This is a genomic window from Kribbella sp. NPDC004875 (assembly GCF_042873375.1).
Classification (GTDB): domain Bacteria; phylum Actinomycetota; class Actinomycetes; order Propionibacteriales; family Kribbellaceae; genus Kribbella.
Genome location: NZ_JBIALI010000004.1, coordinates 498,523 through 514,470 on the forward strand (window position 1 = coordinate 498,523; position 15,948 = coordinate 514,470).

Consider the following 15,948-nt stretch of genomic DNA (forward strand, 5'->3'; position numbering starts at 1 on the left):
ACGAGAACGGGAGAAGTCAGGGATGAGCACCTACAGCCGGGTGACGGTGATCGGCGAGCGCCGGCGCCTGGACGCGGTGTTGCCGGCGGACGAGCCGCTCGGCGTACTGCTCCCGGACCTGTTGCGGATGCTGGACGAGCCGATGCAGCAGACCCCGCAGCGACGGTTCCTGACCACCGCGACCGGCGTCCTGGTGCCCCCGGAAGGCACGCTCTCGTCGGCGCAGATCATCGACGGCGCGGTACTGCGTCTCGCGGCGGAAGGCGAACTGCCGCCGCCGCCGACCGTGTACGACGTGACCGAGGAGGCCGTCGAGGACCTGAAGCGCCGCGGGTCGGCGTTCAAGCCGAAGCACCGCCAGATCCTGGCCGGGGCCGGTCTGGTGTTCTCGCTCATCGCCGGCGCGATCTCCCTGCTGGTGGCCGCTCCGCACGGCGTCACCTCGGCGATCCTGCTGATGGTCGCGGTGATCGCCGGCTTCATCGGCATCGCGCTCGGCCGCAGTGGCAACAAGCTCGTCGCGGTCCCGCTGGTCACGGTGGCGACGGTGCTGCTCGCGCTGGCGGTCGGTTTCTGGGGATTGACGGCGGACTGGGAGATCGGGCTGGTCATCACGATCGGTGCGCTCTGCCTGGCGTTCGGGCCCATGTTCTATGCGGCTGCCGGGGTCGCCGGCGGCGGAGTGGTCGCGAGCGCGACGGCGGTGCTGTTCGTCGCGGTGTGGATGATCGGTGCCGGGACCGACCTACCGATGGATCGGACCGGTGCGCTCGCGGGACTGTTGGCGGTGCTCCTGCTCGGGCTGCTGCCGCGGATGGCGCTGGCGTTGTCGGGGCTGTCCGGTCTCGACGACAAGCGCGCGTCGGGCGGGGAGATCATGCGCGGCGACGTACAGAGCGCGCTGAACGCGGCGCACCTCGGGCTCGCGCTGGCGACCGTGCCGATCGCGGTGTCGACGGCGGTGGCCGGAATCATGCTGCTGCAGGCAGGCGGTCCATGGGCGGTGGCGCTGGCGCTCGTCCTGGCGTTCCTGCTGGCGTCGCGGTCCCGGATGTACCCGCTGGTCAGCGAGGTCGCGGTGCTGTTCGCCTCGGCGTTCACGATCGTCTCCGGGTGCGTGCTGATCGCCGCGGTGAACGGGCAGGGCGGCGCGTTCATCGCGCTCGGACTGCTGGTGTTCGTCGCGATGTTCAGCGCGATCGGTCTCAGTTTCGCACCGGCCGAGCACGTCCGTGCGCGGCTCACGCAGCTGCTCGACTATCTTGAGGTCGGGGCCATCATCGCGACGGTCCCGCTGGCGCTGGGTGTGTTCGGCGTCTACTCCAAGTTGCTGCACGCGTTCTGACGTTCGGATGGAATGACTGAATCGAACTGGCAGGGTGACATGCTGCGCCAGATGGCGGAGCAGTCACCGGCCGAACAGACCGACCGGCCCGAGACCCAGCCGGTGCCGCCCCCGGCACCGGGAGGGCAGGGCGACGCTGTGGTGCCTCCACAACAGCAGGCGCCACCAGGACAGCAGGGGTACGAGCAGCCGCCGCACCCCCAGCAGCCGTACCAGGGCTATCAACAGCAGCCCTACCAAGAGCAGCCGTATCAGCAGCCCTATCCACAGCAGGGCTATCAGCAGCAGCCGTATGAGCAGCAGGGGTACCAGCAGCCGCCGTATCAAGGGCAGCCGCCGTATCAGGGACAGCAGCAGCAGTACTACCCGCCGCAGCAGTACCAGGAGCAGTACCCGTACCAGCAGCCGCCGCATCCGCCGGAGCAGTATCCGCAGCAGCCGCCGTACCAGCCGTATCAGCAGCAGGGATACCAGGAGCAGTACGCGCCGCCGCCGTACCAGCAGCCGCCGCCGTACCAGCAGCCGCCGCCGTACCAGCAGCCGCCGCCCTACCAGCAGCCGCCGTTGGACGAGCAGTATCCGCCGCAGGGTCAGCACAACCCCGGCCAGCTGCCGCACCAGGACTTCTACGACCAGCCACCGCAGCAACCTGCCGGTGGCAGCTGGTCGACCCCGCCGACGCCGCAGTCCGACCAGATCGGTACGCCGCTGCAGGAGCCGGGCGGTGACTCGGTCTTCCGCCGTTTCCGTCGCATCGCCTCCGAGGCCGCGTACCTCGTCGGTGGCTCCGGCCGTCTGCGCCGCGACGTCGACAGCATCGCGAGCATCCGCCGGCCGATCGCGATCATGCGCCGCATCGGCGTACTCAGCCCGGTCACCAACGCCGGTACGTCGACAGTCACCGCACTGCTCTCGACGATCCTCAGCGTCCAGCGCTCCGACCGTGTCGTCGCGGTCGACGCGGATCCGGGCGGAGCCGAGCTCTCGCGCCGACTCGAGCCCAGCCTCGGCGCCGGCCCGATCGAGGGCGTCTCGCTGGTCCGCAGCGAAGGCACCGCCGCAGCGCTCCGTGCGACCCTCGCCGAGGCACAGGGTCAGGGTGCGCGCGACGTAGGCCTGGCTGTCGTCGACTGTCCGGGCAGCATGTTCGACGAGATCGGGTCGGAGATGGCCTCGTCCGGACACTGCGCGGTACTTGTCGTTCCGTCGCCGCAGCACGTCGCGGAGTACTGCCTGACGCAGCTCGACCAGCTGCCCGCGGAAGGCCAGGACATCCTGCTCAACCGCGGGGTGATCGTGATCAGCGTGGTCCAGAACGTGCACCCCGGCTCCGTGAACTGGCTGGTCGAGCAGTTCCAGCGCCGCGGTCTGGAGCCGGTCGTGCTGCCGTACGACGCCCACATCGCGACCGCCTGGCCGCTGCAGACCGAGCAACTGCAGTCCGAGACCCGCCAAGCGCTGCTCGAGCTCGCTGCCCGCGTGGTCGAGACCGTCACCCGCACTCCCAGCTGATTCCCAGGAACCTTCAAACCGGGGTGCAATCTCGATCTGGTTGAACCGTTCGGCTCATCCGGTCGTTCGACTCGGTAGACAGCGTTCAACTACTTCGACCAGCAGGCTCTTGGAGGTCCAGATTCATGAGCGATGACACGATGGCACCGAACACCACCCCGCAGCAGACCAGCGCGGGGGAGGACGGTCTGCGCGACCGGCGGACCGTGCTCCGCTGCGCCGCGATGGCCGCCCTGGTCGGTGCCGGCGCGCCGATCCTCGCGGCCTGCGGCAGCAGTGACAACGCCTCCGGCGGCGGTACGTCGCCCTCGGCGAGCGGTTCGAGTTCCACGCCGGGCGGCACCACGCCTTCGCCGTCCAGCACTGCGCCGTCCAGCAGCGCGCCGGCCGGTGGCGGCACGGTCCTCGGCCCGACGTCCGACGTACCCGTCGGTGGCGGGAAGGTGTTCACCGACGCGAAGGTCGTGGTGACCCAGCCCACAGCCGGTCAGTACAAGGGTTTCTCCGCGATCTGCACGCACCAGGGCAACCCGGTCGGCTCGGTGGAGGGTGGCCAGATCGTCTGCCCGTTCCACAACAGCCACTTCAGCATCACCGACGGCAGCCCGGTCAGCGGCCCGGCGCAGACGCCGTTGCCGTCCGTCAACGTGGCGGTCCAGGGCAGCAACATCGTTCAGTCCGCCTAGCGGGCAAGCGAAAGGGCCCGGTCAGGTGGCCAGGCCCTTTCGCGTAGGGTGAGTCTCAGACCTGGGTCATGACTGGGCCGGGTCGACCTTTCCCACGAACAGCAGCTTGTTCGGCGAGCCGGTGCCCGGGTCGCCGACCTTGTCCGGCGTCCCGTTGGTGACCAGCGCCTTCGCGACGTCGGCCGGCGTGGCGTCCGGGTGGTCGGCGAGGTACAGCGCGATGCCCCCCGCGACGTGCGGCGTCGCCATCGACGTACCGCTCATCTTGGCCGTCGAGTCCGGGTCGGTGATCCCGACCGAGGTGATGTCCACACCCGGTGCGAACAGGTCCACGCACTTGCCGAAGTTCGAGAACTCCGCGCGCTTGTCCTGGTCGTCGGTCGCGCCGACGGTGATGGCCGAGGGCTCCCGGGCCGGTGAGCTCTGGCAGGCGTCCGCGCTCTCGTTGCCTGCAGCAACGGCGTAGGTGACGCCGGCGCCGACCGAGGCCTTCACCGCCGCGTCCAGCGCGTCGTCCGCGCCGCCGCCCAGGCTCATGTTCGCCACCGCGGGCTTCTTGGCGTTCTTGGTCACCCAGTCGATCCCGGCGACCACCGACTCGGTCGAACCGGAGCCCTGGCAGTCGAGCACCCGGACCGCGACGACGTGCGCACCCTTCGCGAGTCCGTACGTCGTACCCGCGATGGTGCCCGCCACGTGGCTGCCGTGGCCCATGCAGTCGACACCGTTCTGGCCGTCGCCGACCGTGTCGGTGCCGACCGAGGCGCGGTCACCGAAGTCCTTGTGCTTGGCGTAGATGCCGGTGTCGATCACGTAGACGTTGACGTTCTTCGCGTCCGACGACGGCTCGTACTTCTTGTCCAGCGGCAGGTCGCGCTGGTCGGCCCGGTCCAGCCCCCACGGCGGGTTGTCCTGGCTGACGGTGATCTTCTGGTTCTGCTGCACGTACGCGACCCGGGAGTCACCGGCCAGCTTCTTCGCCTGGTCCTCGCTCATGCCGGCCGAGAAGCCCTTGATCGAGGAGTCGTACTGGTCCTTGACCTTGACGTCGTAGCTGGTCGCGAGGCTCTGCGTGGTGACCCGCGTCTGGGCCTGCGAGCGCTGCTCCTTGAGGACGACGATGTAGCTGCCGGGGATCGCGTTCGGGGTGCCGGCGCCGCGGATCGAGACCGGTGCCGGTTCGGCCGCGTCGCTGCCGGCCGCGGTGGCGACCGCACCGGTGACGGCGAGCGCGGACGCGGCTAATGCACCGAGTACGGCGCGGGGCCGACGAAGGGATGGGGACATGGGCGGAACTCCCTCGAGTCAGCGCAAGGCCTTGTTGCCTCACGCAAAGGACCTGCACATCTACCCTGGTTCACACGCTAGGGAGCGCGCCCATCCCAGCCGGGGGTCAACCCAGACTTATGAGCCAACCCGCAACAGGACCGCAATGTTCAGCGGGTTTGCCGGGTCTGCTGGTTGGTCAACTTCCGGGCGGCGAACGCGTACGACTCCTCGATCAACGGCAGTAGCTGGTCCAGACCGGTGGGGTTCACGATCGCGACCCAGTGCTGAGCGCCGTAGAACGGGTGCGGCATCAACGTGTCGCGCGCCGCGTAGTCGTGGCCGGAGTCGAGCACCCAGTCCGCGTCGCGCTCGGTCGGGGGAGTGCCGAAGAGGCCGGCGTACGTCGCCTTGGTGAGGCCGAGGTTCAGCCGGAAGGCACCGGGCTCGTCGAGCCGGGACACCTTCTCGTAGTGGTCCCCGGTGACGATGGTGGCGAACGGCTGCTGCCGCTCCGGTGGGAGATCGGCCGCCGGGTCGTAGAGGTAGAAGAGGTCGCCCTGACTCTCCAGCACCCGGACGCCGTCGTACGAGCGGAACTTCCGATCCAGTTCTTCGATGGTCATACCTTCAAGTCTGTCATTGAAACTGCAGTAGAGACTTCGGCCGAATTCCGGATTGTCGGCGGCCCGAACTAGGGTGGTTGTGTGGCTGATCCGTCCTCCTACCGTCCCGCTCCGGGGTCGATCCCGGACTCGCCCGGCGTCTACCGCTTCAGCGACTCGGCGGGCCGGGTGATCTACGTCGGCAAGGCGAAGAACCTGCGCGCCCGGCTGTCGTCGTACTTCCAGGACCTGGTGAACCTGCATCCCCGGACGCAGGCGATGGTGACGACCGCGTCGAAGGTCGAGTGGACCGTGGTCGGCAGCGAGGTCGAGTCGCTGCAGCTGGAGTACTCCTGGATCAAGGAGTACGACCCGCGCTTCAACGTGAAGTACCGCGACGACAAGTCGTACCCGTGGCTCGCGATCACCCTCAACGAGGAGTACCCGCGGGTGATGGTCGGCCGCGGCCAGAAGAAGAAGGGCGTGCGGTACTTCGGTCCGTACAGTCACGCCTGGGCGATCCGGGAGACCGTCGACCTGCTGCTGCGGGTGTTCCCGATGCGGTCGTGCAGCAAAGGCGTGTTCAACCGGCACCGCCAGATCGGCCGTCCCTGCCTGCTCGGGTACATCGGGAAGTGCGCCGCGCCGTGCACCGGTCAGGTGACCCAGGAGGAGCACCGCCAGATCGTCGACGACTTCGTGGCGTTCCTGTCCGGCCAGACCGCGACGTACGTGCGCCGGCTGGAGAAGGAGATGAAGGCCGCGGCCGCCGAGCTGGAGTACGAGCGGGCCGCGAAGATCCGCGACGACCTGGCCGCCCTGGAGAAGGCGCTGGCCAAGAACGCGGTCGTGCTCGGCGACGGCACCGACACCGACGTGATCGCGCTCAGCGAGGACCCGCTCGAGGTCGCCGTCCAGATCTTCTACGTCCGCGGCGGCCGGATCCGCGGTGAGCGCGGCTGGATCGCCGACAAAGCCGACGGTACGGCGACCACCGCCGATCTCGTCTCGCAGTTCATCCAGCAGACGTACGCCGGCGACTCGGGCGACGCGATCCCGCGGGAGATCCTGGTCCCGACGATGCCCGAGGACGCCGACGCGCTGACCGAGTGGCTGGAGGGCATCCGCGGCTCGCGGGTGGCGATCCGGGTCCCGCAGCGTGGCGACAAGAAGGCGCTGATGGAGACTGTGGAGCGCAACGCGCTGCAGACGCTGACGATGCACAAGACCAAGCGGGCCAGCGACCTGACCACCCGCAACCAGGCGCTGGAGGAGATCCAGGCCGCGCTCGACCTGCCCGAGGCGCCGCTGCGGCTGGAGTGCTATGACGTCTCGAACCTGCAGGGCACCGAGGTGGTCGCCTCGATGGTGGTCTTCGAGGACGGCCTGCCGCGCAAGAGCGAGTACCGGCGGTTCGTGATCAAGGGGGTCGAGGGACAGAACGACGTCGCCTCGATCGCCGAGGTGCTGACCCGGCGGTTCAAGCGGCTGCTCGACGAGCGGGCCGCGATCCAGGCGAGTGGCCCGGGCGACGGGCTGGACGAGGACGACCCGGCCGCCGCCCTGGTCGACCCCGAGACCGGGCGGGCGAAGAAGTTCTCGTACGCGCCCGGCCTGGTCGTCGTCGACGGTGGCCCGCCGCAGGTCGCGGCGGCGCGGCAGGCGATGGACGAGCTCGGCCTCGGTGACATCCCGGTGTGCGGTCTGGCCAAGCGGCTGGAGGAGGTGTGGCTGCCGGACGAGGAGGACCCGGTGATCTTCTCCCGCACCTCCGAGGGGCTGTACCTGCTGCAGCGGCTCCGCGACGAGGCACACCGGTTCGCGATCACCCACCACCGCAACCGGCGGTCGAAGTCGATGGTGGAGAGCGTCCTCGACGAGGTGCCCGGGCTCGGCGAGGTCCGCCGCAAGACGCTGCTGCGGCACTTCGGTTCGCTGCGGAAGTTGCGCGCGGCCACCATCGACGAGGTCGAGGCGTTGCCCGGATTCGGGCGGCGGACGGCGGAGTCCGTCGTACTGGCGGTGAACGTCGCCGCAACGAAGGCGGAATCCGGCCGGGCGCCGTCGGTGAACACCGCCACGGGCGAGATACTGGGCGATGACGTCCCGGCGCCGGCCGAGACGCCCGACGGGGACCCAGGGAGAACTGAGAACTGATGGACGACACGGACGGCAACCTGATCATCGTGTCCGGGATGTCCGGCGCGGGACGGAGCTCCGTCGCCGACGTACTGGAGGACCTCGGCTGGTTCGTCGTCGACAACCTGCCACCGATGTTCCTGACCACCATCGTCGAGCAGGTCGTCGGGACCGGTGCGGCACCGCGGCTCGCGGTCGTCGTCGACGTCCGGACCGGCCTGTTCTTCGACGAGCTGAGTTCGGCGATCCACGACCTGCGGCTGAAGGGCTTCCGCCCGCTGACGCTGTTCCTGGAGGCCTCCGACGACGTGATCGTGCGCCGGCAGGAGAGCGTCCGCCGGCCGCACCCGCTGCAGGGCGAAGGCCGGCTGCTGGACGGCATCCAGCGCGAGCGTGAGCTGCTCGGCGACATCCGGGCCGGCGCCGACCTGGTGATCGACACCTCGAGCCTGAACATCCACCAGCTCGCCGCGAAGATCGTGAACGCCTTCGGCGACGAGGAGAACGCCGAGCTCCGGGCGACCGTGGTGTCGTTCGGGTTCAAGTACGGCATCCCGGTCGACGCCGACGTGGTGGCCGACATGCGCTTCATCCCGAACCCGTACTGGCAGCCCGACCTGCGCCCGATGACCGGGCAGGACAAGCCTGTGTCAGACTTCGTGCTCGGCCATCCGCTGGCCCAGCAGTTCCTGCAGAACTACGTGGACGTGCTGGACACCCTGCGGACCGGCTACCTGAACGAGGGCAAGCGCTTCGTCACCGTCGCGATCGGCTGCACCGGGGGTAAGCACCGCAGCGTCGCGATGGCCGAGGAGATCGCCCGGAGGCTGCGCGAGAAGGGCTCACCGACGTTGGTGGTACACCGGGACCTGGGACGCGAGTGACGAGGGCTCCACGCGTCGTCGCGTTGGGTGGGGGACACGGTCTGGCCGCGTCCCTGTCCGCGCTGCGTCATGTGACCGATCAGCTGACCGCGGTCGTGACGGTCGCCGACAACGGCGGCTCGTCGGGGCGGTTGCGCCAGGAACTCGGCGTACTGCCGCCGGGCGACCTGCGGATGGCCCTCGCCGCGCTCTGCCGTGACGACGAGTGGGGGCGGACGTGGGCCGACGTCCTGCAACATCGCTTCCGCAGCAACGGTGAACTGCACGACCACGCGGTCGGCAACCTGTTGATCGTCGCGTTGTGGGAGCTGCTCGGCGAGGCGGTCGACGGTCTGGACTGGGTCGCGCGGTTGCTCGGCGCACAGGGCCGGGTGCTGCCGATGTCCGCCGTACCGCTGGACATCACCGCTCGGGTGCTCGGGCTGGATCCCGCGCACCCGGAGGCGATCACCGAGATCCGGGGCCAGGCCGAGGTGGCGACGACCGAGGGCCATGTCGTCGACGTCGCGCTCGACCCGGCCGATCCGCCGGCTTGTCCCGAGGCGCTGGTGGCCATCGCGGAAGCCGACTGGGTCGTGGTCGGTCCGGGGTCGTGGTTCACGTCAGTGATCCCGAATCTGTTGGTCCCCGCGCTCAGCCGCGGCCTCGAGCGGACCAGCGCCCGCCGGCTGCTCACGTTGAACCTGGGGGAGCAGAAGGGCGAGACCGACGGCTTCTCGCCGGAGACCCATCTGGAGGTGCTGGCCGCACACGCGCCGGCCCTCCGGATCGACGTCGTTCTCGCCGATACCGGTCACGTGCCCGACCCCGAGTCACTCCGCCGTACGGCGCAGTCCCTCGGGGCCGAGCTGGTGATCGCCGACATCGCCGACGACGAACGCGATCTGCACCACGCCCCGGACAAACTGGCGAAGGTCTACCGCGAGATCCTCAACTAGCCGGCAGGACGAGCCGGCGTTCCAGCACCTGCCGGCCCGCGGCGTCGTACCCGCGGACCAGTGACTTGGGGGCGCTCGGGTCGTAGCCCTGCCTGCCGAACGCGAAGAAGCCTTCACGGCCGACCAGTCCGGCGCGCACCTTGCCGTCCGGGGTGTCGGCGACAACGGTCACCAGGCTCGCCGGCCCGCGGCTCGAGTCAGTCCACCGGGGGAGCGTCTCGTTACCGCGCTGATTCTCCATGTAGTGCCGCGCCGCCGACACGTGGCCGCCGCCTTCTTGTTCGCAGCCAGCGGCGACACTGTGGTCCGGGGACAGGAGTACGGCGTAGAAGCGCTCGCCGACGCCCGTCTTGAGGACGACGTCCCAGGCGCTGTCGATCGGACCGGACTTGTCCCAGGAGGCGACCGAATGGTCCGCGGTCGCGCACCGTTCGCGGATGGCGTCGTCGGTCAGCGGGCTGACCGGCGGCGCGGGCTGCAGTTCCTTGCCCGTCTTGACGTCGATGGTCACCGTGCTGGTCGGAGTGCCCGCCACCGGGGCCGGGTCGGCCTGGTGGGTCGGCCAGGCGTTGACCGTGGCGACGACAGCCACCGCGGCGCCGGTTGCGGACGCGATCGCTGCGATGCGACGACGCCGTACGGACCTGCGTCCACGGTGGACGAGGTCGTCGACCGAGAGGTGCAGCGGCCGGTCGGTGTCGTCAGCGGCTTCGGCGAGGCGGCGTTCGAGATCGGTGGTCATGATGGTGTCCTTTCGCCGAGAATCTCGCGGAGGCGGGTGAGGCCGCGGGAGGTCTGACTCTTCACGCCGCCGACGCCCACGCCGAGGACGTCAGCGGTCTGTTCGAGGCTGAGATCGGCGTAGTACCGGAGGACGACGCACGCTCGCTGGCTCGGTGGCAGTGCGGCGAGAGCCTGGACGACGAGCATCCGGTCGTCGACCGTGCCGATCGGATCGAGCGGGACGATCGGATCGTCGGTGTCGACCAGCCGCTCGCGGCGCCACGGCCTGCGCGCCTGGTCGAAGACCGCTGTGACCAGACACTGATGCGTGTAGCTGTTCAGACCTTGCGTGCGGTCGATCCGGTGCCAGCGCCGGTACACCTTGACCAGCGCGTCCTGTGCCGCATCCTCGGCCCGGTGCCAGTCGCCGCACATCAGGTACGCCGTCCTGCGCAACCGCCGGATCATGCCGCTCGCGAACTCGGTGAACTCGGCTTCCTCAGCTGCCTTCATGCCCCTCCTCTCGAGTTGTCACCGAGGTAACGGGTGCACGATCCCAGAAGGTTGCAGACCACGTAACGGATCTTCATCCACAGCGTTGGAGTGGTCGACCCCGGAAACCGACCAGCATGGCAATCGCCGATCGTTGTCGGAGGCCGGTGGAAGGGTGGTGAGCGTGGCGAGGTTCGAGATCCCAGACGGCTGGGTAGCGCAGGCGTACCGGTATGCCCTTGACCCCACGCCTGCGCAGGAGCGCAGCCTCGCGTCGCACATCGGAGCGGCACGATTTGCGAGGAACTACATGCTGCGGCTGGTGAAGGCGGTGCTCGATCAGCGGGATGCCGAGCGGTCGTACGATTTGGCCGAATCCGAATTGACTCCCGGTATGGGATGGTCCCTACCGGCGCTGCGGCGAGTATGGAACGCGCGCAAAGGCGCGGCGGCGCCTTGGTGGCGCGAGAACTCCAAGGAGGCGTACAACACTGGTCTTGACTCGCTCGCAAGGTCGCTGGAGGGATGGTCGAAGTCTCGGAACGGTGGACGTGTCGGGCGGCCGGTCGGGTTTCCTCGCTTCCATGCCAAGCGGCGTCGAGGGAGCGTGCGGTTCACCACCGGCGCAATCCGCGTCGCGCCCGACCGGCACCATGTGACGCTCCCCAGGCTGGGCTCCATCCGCACACACGAGTCCACACGGAAACTGGCGCACCGCCTAGAAGCGGGGACCGCGCGGACACTCTCCGCGACGGTGACAAGCGACAGCGCGGGCCGTTGGTTCGTCGCCTTCCAGGTTCTGGTGCGACGCGCCGCTGCTCGCCCTGCGCACGTCGGCGTACGGCATGAGGTGGTGGGTGTGGACATCGGCGTGAGGGACTTGCTGGTGGTCGCTGCCCCGGACGGTACTGCGGTTGCGCGGGTGCCTGCGCCGCGGAGCCTCGCCGGTGCCCAGGCCCGCCTCCGGGCGTTGCAACACAAGGCCGATCGCCAGCAGGGCCCGTACGATCGCGAGTCGCAGCAGAAGCGACAACCATCGAACCGATGGCAACGTACGCAGGCTCGGATCGGTAGAACTCACGCCCGAGCCGCCAACGTCAGGCGAGACGCGTTGCACAAGGCCACCACTAAGCTCGCCCAGCAGCACCGGACGATCACTGTGGAAACACTGAACGTCTCAGGTATGCGGGCCCGTGGCGGCCGACGCAAACGTGGCCTGAACCGAGCATTGGCGGATGCCGCGCTCGCGCGGGTGCGGCGCATGCTCGCCTACAAGACCATCTGGTACGGGTCGCGACTGGTCGAAGCCGACCGCTGGTATCCGTCCAGCAAGACATGTTCGGCGTGCGGCAGCCGAAAGCCAAGGCTGCCGCTTGCCGAGCGCAGCTATCAGTGCGACAACTGCGGCATTGGTCTCGACCGAGATCTGAATGCCGCCATCAACCTCGCTCGACTCGGCGAGACTCGACCGCTGAGTGAACTGAGTTCCTCCGGGAGTGGCCCGGTGGCAGGACGTGGAGCCGTGCAGGAGACCGAACCCGCGACGGTGGGCGACGCGGCAGGCTGTGAAGCGTCAACCCCGCTCCAGCAGTTGCTGGATCAGCCGGGGACTGCCTCATCGCAAGGTGGGGCTGCCTGATGGAACAGATACACGTCATCTGCTACATCAGCAGGCAACGGTCTTTGACATGGGTGGGAGGATGCTTTCTATGGCGATGACAGCACAGGTGAAGTCCGAGCTGACCAGTATTCAGGTGACGAAACCGTGTTGCCGCAAGGCCGAGGTGTCGTCGATCCTGCGGTTCGCGGGCGGGCTGCATCTGGTGTCCGGGCGGATCGTCGTCGAGGCCGAGCTGGACAGCGGCGCCGCGGCGCGGCGGCTGCGTAAGGACATCGCCGAGATCTTCGGGCACCCGTCGGACGTCGTGGTGATCTCCCCGTCCGGCATTCGCAAGCAGACGAAGTACGTCGTCCGCGTCGTCCGTGACGGTGACGCGCTGGCGCGGCAGACCGGCCTGGTCGACAACCGCGGCCGTCCCGTCCGGGGCCTGCCGCCGGCGGTCGTCTCGGGTGCGTCGTGTGATGCGGTGGCGGCTTGGCGCGGTGCCTTCCTCGCGCACGGTTCGCTGACCGAGCCAGGGCGTTCGTCCTCGCTCGAGGTGACATGTCCCGGTCCGGAGGCGGCGCTCGCGCTGGTCGGTGCGGCTCGGCGGCTCGGGATCGGTTCGAAGGCGCGCGAGGTGCGGAACGTGGACCGCGTGGTGATCCGCGACGGTGACGCGATCGGTGCGCTGCTGACCCGCCTCGGTGCGCACGAGTCCGTGCTGGCGTGGGAGGAGCGCCGGATGCGTCGCGAGGTTCGCGCGACCGCGAACCGGCTGGCGAACTTCGACGACGCGAACCTGCGGCGGTCGGCGCGCGCGGCGGTCGCGGCCGGTGCCCGCGTCGAGCGGGCGTTGGAGATCCTCGGCGACGACGTACCGGATCACCTGCAGGTGGCGGGCAAGCTGCGGCTGGAGCACAAGCAGGCGAGCCTCGAGGAGCTCGGTCAGCTGCACGAACCGGCGCTCACCAAGGACGCGGTGGCCGGCCGGATCCGCCGGCTGCTCGCGATGGCAGACAAGCGTGCCGCCGACCTCGGGGTCCCGAACACCGAAGCCAACCTCACCCCCGACATGCTCGACCCGGCCTGACCGGCGCGGTCGCCGAGAAAGAAGACCGAGCCGGCCGCGGACGCCCGGCCGGGCGCCGTCGTATCCATGCGGGAACGGCGCAGGCCTTCGGGCGTTGACGTGCCGGATCGACGGCGTGCTTGGTGAACAGACCGGCCCGATCACGTGAACTTGGTGTTGCGGGTGGGCGAGACGGCGGTTTCTGGAGAGACGTTCCGGAAATCGCCGTTCGTCGTACCAGCAAGTGGTCTGGTCTGAAGCAACGAAAAGTGACGGCTGGTCTCATCTGGACGCTACCAGTTGGTCGAGTGGGCTGTTGGGCTAGTCTTCGGGCTGTAGCGGCAGTGCTCGACAGCTAGTTTGAGGAGACGTAGTCCCGTGACCGTACGCGTAGGTATCAACGGCTTCGGCCGCATCGGCCGTAACTTCTTCCGCGCCGTGCAGGCGTCCGGTGCCGACATCGAGGTCGTCGCCGTCAATGACTTGACCGACAACCAGACTCTCGCTCACCTGCTGAAGTACGACTCGATCCTGGGCCGTTTCCCCGGCGAGGTGTCCGCGACCGACGACGACATCACCGTCGCCGGCAAGAGCTTCAAGGCCTTCGCCGAGCGCGACCCCGCGAACCTGAAGTGGTCCGACGTCGGCGCCGACGTGGTGATCGAGTCGACCGGCTTCTTCACCGACGCCACCAAGGCCAAGACGCACGCCGACAACGGCGCCAAGAAGGTCATCATCTCCGCCCCGGCGAAGAACGAGGACCTCACCGTGGTGATGGGCGTGAACCACGAGCTGTACGACGCCGAGAAGCACACCGTGATCTCGAACGCGTCCTGCACCACCAACTGCATCGCCCCGCTGGCCAAGGTCCTCAACGACGCGTTCACGATCGAGAAGGGTCTGATGACCACGATCCACGCGTACACCCAGGACCAGAACCTGCAGGACGGCCCGCACAAGGACCTGCGTCGCGCCCGCGCCGCGGCCCTGAACATCGTGCCGACCTCCACCGGCGCCGCGAAGGCCATCGGCCTGGTGCTGCCGGAGCTGAAGGGCAAGCTCGACGGCTACGCGCTGCGCGTCCCGGTCCCGACCGGCTCGGCCACCGACCTGACCGTCACCGTCGGCCGTGAGGTCACCGTCGACGAGGTCAAGGAGGCCTACAAGGTCGCCGCGGCCGAGGGCTCGCTGAAGGGCTACCTGACCTACACCGAGGACGAGATCGTCTCCACCGACATCGTCACCGACCCGGCCTCCTGCATCTTCGACGCCGGTCTGACCAAGGTGATCGGCAACCAGGTCAAGGTCGTCGGCTGGTACGACAACGAGTGGGGCTACTCGAACCGCCTGGTCGACCTGGTCAACCACGTCGGCGCCTCGCTCTGATCCTGCCCGTAGCTTCACGTATCGCAGCCTGCGTCCGGCCGACCTGGTGTCCACCGGACGCAGGCTCATCGCTATCTCGAGGAAAGCTGAACTGTGAAGACCATCGACGATCTGGGTGACCTGGCGGGCCTGCGGGTGCTGGTCCGGTCCGACCTGAACGTGCCGATCAAGGACGAGGTGATCGGTGACGACGGCCGCATCCGCGCCTCGCTGCCGACGCTGATCAAGCTGGCCAAGGCCGGCGCGAAGGTGATCGTGACCGCGCACCTCGGCCGCCCCAAGGGCGAGCCGAACCCGGCCTACACGCTGGCCCCGGTGGCCAAGCGGCTCGGCGAGCTGCTGCAACCCGAGGGCATCACGGTGCACTTCGCCGGCGACGTCACGGGTGACGCGGCGCAGTCCGCCGTACAGGATCTGGACGAGGGCGAGGTTCTCCTGCTGGAGAACGTGCGCTACGACCCGCGCGAGGAGAGCAAGGACGAGACGCAGCGGGCCGCGCTCGCCGAGGAGCTCGCCGCGCTGGCCGACGTGTTCGTCAGCGACGGCTTCGGTGTCGTGCACCGCAAGCAGGCCAGTGTGTACGACGTGGCGCGCAAGCTCCCGCACGCGGCCGGCGGCCTGGTGCTCGCCGAGGTCGAGGTGCTGAAGAAGCTCACCGAGGACCCGGCCCGGCCGTACGTCGTGGTGCTCGGCGGCGCGAAGGTGTCGGACAAGCTCGCCGTGATCGACAACCTGATCGCCAAGGCCGACAAGCTGCTGATCGGTGGCGGCATGGTCTTCACGTTCCTCAAGGCGCAGGGCCACGAGGTCGGCAAGAGCCTGCTCGAGGACGACCAGCTGGACGTCGTCAAGGGCTACCTCGAGACCGCGAAGTCCAAGGGTGTCGAGATCGTCCTGCCGACCGACATCGTGGTCGCGCCCGAGTTCAAGGCCGACTCGCCCGCGACGGTCGTCGCCGCGGACGCGATGCCGGCCGACCAGCTCGGCCTGGACATCGGCCCGGAGTCCGGCAAGGCGTTCGCCGCCGAGATCGCGGCCGCGAAGACCGTGTTCTGGAACGGTCCGATGGGTGTCTTCGAGATGGCCGCGTTCGCCGGCGGAACGAAGGCGGTCGCGCAGGCGTTGACCGAGGTGGACGGGCTGAGTGTCGTCGGTGGCGGTGACTCCGCGGCCGCCGTACGGCAGCTAGGCTTCGCCGACGACGCGTTCGGCCACATCTCCACCGGTGGTGGCGCGTCGCTCGAATACCTGGAGGGCAAGGAGCTCCCGGGTCTCGCCGTACTGGAAGAGGACTGACACC

14 protein-coding genes are annotated in these 15,948 nt (G+C 68.8%); 10 read left to right on the top strand and 4 right to left on the bottom strand.

Annotated elements, in window-relative coordinates:
* Positions 1-22 precede the first annotated feature (22 nt).
* The 3 genes from eccD (at position 23) to ACFYRH_RS24620 (ending at position 3,543) form a co-directional block, all read left to right on the top strand.
* Entirely contained in the window at positions 23-1,345 is a 1,323-nt protein-coding gene (gene eccD, locus ACFYRH_RS24610; RefSeq protein WP_387779622.1) for a type VII secretion integral membrane protein EccD, read from the top strand.
* Between the two features lie 12 nt (positions 1,346-1,357).
* Positions 1,358-2,857 carry a MinD/ParA family protein gene (locus ACFYRH_RS24615; protein ID WP_387779625.1) on the top strand — a complete coding sequence of 500 codons (1,500 nt, stop codon included), beginning with the start codon at positions 1,358-1,360 and terminating at the stop codon, positions 2,855-2,857.
* Between the two features lie 125 nt (positions 2,858-2,982).
* On the top strand, positions 2,983-3,543 hold the full coding sequence (locus tag ACFYRH_RS24620) for a Rieske (2Fe-2S) protein (RefSeq protein WP_387779628.1): 561 nt from the start codon (positions 2,983-2,985) through the stop codon (positions 3,541-3,543).
* Between the two features lie 66 nt (positions 3,544-3,609).
* On the opposite strand, the gene ACFYRH_RS24625 is transcribed toward ACFYRH_RS24620, so the two are convergent.
* Positions 3,610-4,830, bottom strand: a complete 1,221-nt coding sequence (locus ACFYRH_RS24625) for a S8 family peptidase (RefSeq protein WP_387779631.1) — start codon at positions 4,828-4,830, stop codon at positions 3,610-3,612.
* 149 nt (positions 4,831-4,979) lie between these two features.
* Positions 4,980-5,435, bottom strand: coding sequence for a DUF6194 family protein (locus ACFYRH_RS24630; RefSeq protein ID WP_387779634.1), 456 nt, complete (start codon positions 5,433-5,435; stop codon positions 4,980-4,982).
* An 81-nt stretch (positions 5,436-5,516) separates the two neighbouring features.
* On the opposite strand from ACFYRH_RS24630, the gene uvrC reads away from it, so the two are divergent.
* Genes uvrC through yvcK form a run of 3 tightly spaced genes read left to right on the top strand, consistent with a single transcriptional unit; the run spans position 5,517 to position 9,375 of the window.
* Positions 5,517-7,571 (top strand): excinuclease ABC subunit UvrC, encoded by a 2,055-nt coding sequence (uvrC, locus tag ACFYRH_RS24635; RefSeq protein ID WP_387779637.1) that lies wholly within the window; start codon positions 5,517-5,519, stop codon positions 7,569-7,571.
* Positions 7,571-8,437, top strand: coding sequence for an RNase adapter RapZ (gene rapZ / locus ACFYRH_RS24640; RefSeq protein ID WP_387779640.1), 867 nt, complete (start codon positions 7,571-7,573; stop codon positions 8,435-8,437). The genes uvrC and rapZ overlap by 1 nt, the downstream gene beginning before the upstream one ends.
* Positions 8,434-9,375, top strand: coding sequence for a uridine diphosphate-N-acetylglucosamine-binding protein YvcK (yvcK, locus tag ACFYRH_RS24645; protein WP_387779643.1), 942 nt, complete (start codon positions 8,434-8,436; stop codon positions 9,373-9,375). The genes rapZ and yvcK overlap by 4 nt, the downstream gene beginning before the upstream one ends.
* Here yvcK and ACFYRH_RS24650 read toward each other — a convergent pair.
* Positions 9,368-10,117 carry a hypothetical protein gene (locus ACFYRH_RS24650; RefSeq protein ID WP_387779646.1) on the bottom strand — a complete coding sequence of 250 codons (750 nt, stop codon included), beginning with the start codon at positions 10,115-10,117 and terminating at the stop codon, positions 9,368-9,370. The genes yvcK and ACFYRH_RS24650 overlap by 8 nt on opposite strands.
* Entirely contained in the window at positions 10,114-10,611 is a 498-nt protein-coding gene (locus ACFYRH_RS24655) for a SigE family RNA polymerase sigma factor (protein ID WP_387779649.1), read from the bottom strand. Before ACFYRH_RS24655 ends, ACFYRH_RS24650 begins: the two co-directional genes overlap by 4 nt.
* A gap of 163 nt (positions 10,612-10,774) precedes the next feature.
* Between ACFYRH_RS24655 and tnpB the strand changes: the two genes are divergently transcribed.
* The 4 genes from tnpB to ACFYRH_RS24675 all read left to right on the top strand — a co-directional run bounded on the left by tnpB (position 10,775) and on the right by ACFYRH_RS24675 (position 15,944).
* Positions 10,775-12,229 (top strand): IS607 family element RNA-guided endonuclease TnpB, encoded by a 1,455-nt coding sequence (gene tnpB / locus ACFYRH_RS24660; RefSeq protein WP_387779652.1) that lies wholly within the window; start codon positions 10,775-10,777, stop codon positions 12,227-12,229.
* A 70-nt stretch (positions 12,230-12,299) separates the two neighbouring features.
* On the top strand, positions 12,300-13,283 hold the full coding sequence (gene whiA / locus ACFYRH_RS24665) for a DNA-binding protein WhiA (RefSeq protein ID WP_387779655.1): 984 nt from the start codon (positions 12,300-12,302) through the stop codon (positions 13,281-13,283).
* Between the two features lie 357 nt (positions 13,284-13,640).
* Positions 13,641-14,648, top strand: coding sequence for a type I glyceraldehyde-3-phosphate dehydrogenase (gene gap / locus ACFYRH_RS24670; protein WP_387779658.1), 1,008 nt, complete (start codon positions 13,641-13,643; stop codon positions 14,646-14,648).
* 93 nt (positions 14,649-14,741) lie between these two features.
* Positions 14,742-15,944 carry a phosphoglycerate kinase gene (locus ACFYRH_RS24675; RefSeq protein ID WP_387779661.1) on the top strand — a complete coding sequence of 401 codons (1,203 nt, stop codon included), beginning with the start codon at positions 14,742-14,744 and terminating at the stop codon, positions 15,942-15,944.
* Positions 15,945-15,948: the final 4 nt, after the last annotated feature.